Raw genomic sequence first — 2735 nt, forward strand, 5'->3', positions numbered from 1 at the left:
CCGTGGCCCCGGGCGAGATCGCCACCCCCATGAACGACATGGAGTCGGGGGACGCGGAGCAGACCCACCGCCCCGGCATTCCGCTGGCGCGCCCCGGTCGCCCGGAGGAGATCGCGGCAGTCGTCGCCTTCCTGGCATCCCCCGCCGCGTCGTACGTGACCGGGGCCAGCTGGCCGGTCGACGGGGGCATGCTGCAGATGGGTCCGCAGGCCGGATCGCACCTCGAAAGCGATCAGTGGCGTCGACCGTGATCAGACGAGCGTAGGCTCGGAGGGTAGAAAGAGGCCTCTGAGCATGAAGATCGTCGCATCAGCAGACTGGCGGGACGCCGTTCCCTTCGAGACCCCGGTGGTCGTGGCAGACGTGGTTCCGGGAGATCCGGCGCACTGCGTCGCCTGCCGCACCGAGGCCGACCCCATCCCCCGCACCGAGCTGTGGGCGATCAAGCACCGGCATCCCAAGCACCATGACGGGTTCGTGCGGTTCTACTGCGCGCAGCACCTTCCCGAGATCCAGAAGTCGGCCCCGGCTCCCGTCGCGGCGCCGGCGCGCAAGTCCCGTTCGACCGCACGCCCGGCGGCGCGGCCCGAGCGCACGCCTGCGGTGCGCCGCAGCTCTTCGGTCGACGAGGCACCGCGGGCCATGTGCCCGAACTGCTTCGTAGAAGTGTCGGCGACCGGCCTGTGCGGCATGTGCGGCACCTCGGTGGCCTGACCCGATAGGGCACCCGTACGCGGCTGTCAAGCGGTCGAGCCAGCCACGGCGGGCACGCCAAGATCGACTGATGACCGGACTCGCTGTAATCCTTCTCATCGTCGGAATCGTCCTGCTGCTGCTGGGCGTGTTCGTGCAGACCGTGCAGTTCCTGCTGTACGTCGGCATCATCCTGATCGTCATCGGCATCATCGCGTGGTTGATGAAGTTCATCCGCCGCCAGGCGTGACGCGGCGGCGCTGACCCGTCGGGGTGAGCGCCGCGCTTCGGTCGTCGTAAGCGGCCCTTCACGGGGCGTGACGACGGCCACCTGCGTCCCCCGAACGTCAGCGCCACTGTTCGCGGGAGGTCGCGGGCACAAGCCCGCCACCCCCGCGACGGGCGCGGGCCATGAGCGCGAGCTGCTCGGGCCGGTCCATCGCGTGCAGAACGCACGGTCCGAGCTCGCGCTCCCACGCCGCGGCGAACGCCTCGGCATCCCGCCGGCGACGCCCGATGAGCGACGGCACCGGCACGAAGTGCCCCTCGGTCCGTCGCCGGACGGCGCGGCGCAGCACGCCCCGCACGAGCGCCGACCGGCCACCGCTGCCGGTCTCGAGCAGAAAGCGCGGCGTGCGCACGGGGCCGAACAGCTCCCCCAGCGCGTCGGCGAACGTGCGCTGATCGGCGAGGGATGCCGACACGGCCTCGATCGAGATCTCCGCGGTCCCGTCGCCGGGCTCCGCCTCCGTCGCGGCGATCGTCACCGGCTCGTCGGCGACCCGGCCTGCGCGGCGCAGCGCCTCCCACACGATCCCCGCGACGCGCCGGTACGGCTCGGTCCCGCCGGAGAGCTGCCCACGCGCGCGCCGCCAGCTGCGGCCGAGTTCGACGGCCGGCACGATGCCGGCCAGCAGCAGAGCGGCGCCGGCGACCATCCCTACCTCCGGTCCCGCTGCGGCACCCAGCGCGAACCCGAGGGTCGCGCTCCCCGCGCCGGCTGCCGCGGCCGCCCCGGCGAACGCGCCGCCCAGCGCACGCGACACCGGCCGGCTCGTGCGGAACAGCGGAGCCTCCCGGCGGCGCGGAACGAGCGCGCTCACACTCTCGCGGTCGACGTACCGCTCGCCGATCCGCCAGTGCGCCCGCGTGACGGCTCGCGGCGGCGGCGTGCCGAGGGAGTTGAGGGCGGCGACGGATGCCGCGGCATCCTTCGCCACGAACGCCGCCAAACCGGCCCGCTGGCCCGCGGGCATGACGATCGACGTCCCGCGCACCACCCGCGAGGCGTCGTCGGCGTCGAGTCCCCACAGGCGGGCGTGCTTGCGACGCAGTCGCGCGGCATCCGGCTGCGCCGACAGCGGGAACGTCGGCGGCAGCAGCGCCGTGACCGTCCAGTTGTGGGCGACTTTCTCGGGCCAGGCGGGGTCCAGGCGCAACGTGCGTCCCCGCAGCTGCTGCGTAGCCGACGCCGTCGATACGGCGGTCAGGTCGATGAGGGTGTTGACCGCGGGGCAGTCCCACCCCTCGCCGAAGAGGCCACGCGTGCCGACCACCACCTGCACGGACCCTCGCGTGAGCAGCACCGACGCCGCACGCACGAGGGCTGCGACGCCGGCGCCCGGCGCGTGAAGCTCCGACACCTCTGCCGCCTCCATCAGCGGAGCCGCCGCGACCGGCACGCCGAGCTCGTCCCCGAGCGCTGAGACGAGCACGTCCGCGTCGCACGTGGCGATGCGCGCGTGGCTGCCGGTGACGAGGATCGCACGCAGTCGGGAGGTCGCGGTGTCGTTCACCAGGGATGTGAAGGTGCGCAGCGCCCCCGACGTGCCGACGAGCCCGCCGTGCTTGTTGCCGTGCGACGCGAAGTCGGTGACCACCAGTGCACGCAGCCGCTCGTCGCCCAGCGCCTCGCGCTCCAGCCGCAGGATGTCGCAGGCGGCGTGGTCCTTCGCCAGCGACGACGCCAGCATCGTGTCCACAGGGTCACGGGTGCGGCGCACGCCCCGGTCGCTCAGCGAGTATCCGAAGTCGGCGAGCAT

4 protein-coding genes are annotated in these 2735 nt (G+C 73.1%); 3 read left to right on the plus strand and 1 reads right to left on the minus strand.

The genetic code is table 11. The annotated features are described in order from the left end of the window. The 3 genes from NQ160_RS11000 to NQ160_RS11010 form a co-directional block, all read left to right on the plus strand. A partial coding sequence (locus NQ160_RS11000; protein WP_257515284.1) for an SDR family oxidoreductase occupies window positions 1-251 on the plus strand: 251 nt, incomplete at its 5' end. A 43-nt stretch (window positions 252-294) separates the two neighbouring features. Then, on the plus strand, window positions 295-714 hold the full coding sequence (locus tag NQ160_RS11005) for a glucose-6-phosphate dehydrogenase (protein WP_257515285.1): 420 nt from the start codon (window positions 295-297) through the stop codon (window positions 712-714). A gap of 70 nt (window positions 715-784) precedes the next feature. Further along, complete coding sequence (locus NQ160_RS11010; RefSeq protein WP_257515286.1) at window positions 785-943, plus strand: hypothetical protein; 159 nt, start codon at window positions 785-787, stop codon at window positions 941-943. 97 nt (window positions 944-1040) lie between these two features. On the opposite strand, the gene NQ160_RS11015 is transcribed toward NQ160_RS11010, so the two are convergent. Then, window positions 1041-2735, minus strand: a 1695-nt coding sequence (locus NQ160_RS11015) for a hypothetical protein (protein WP_257515287.1), incomplete at its 5' end; no start/stop codon positions are given.

The organism is Microbacterium sp. zg.Y909, assembly GCF_024626565.1.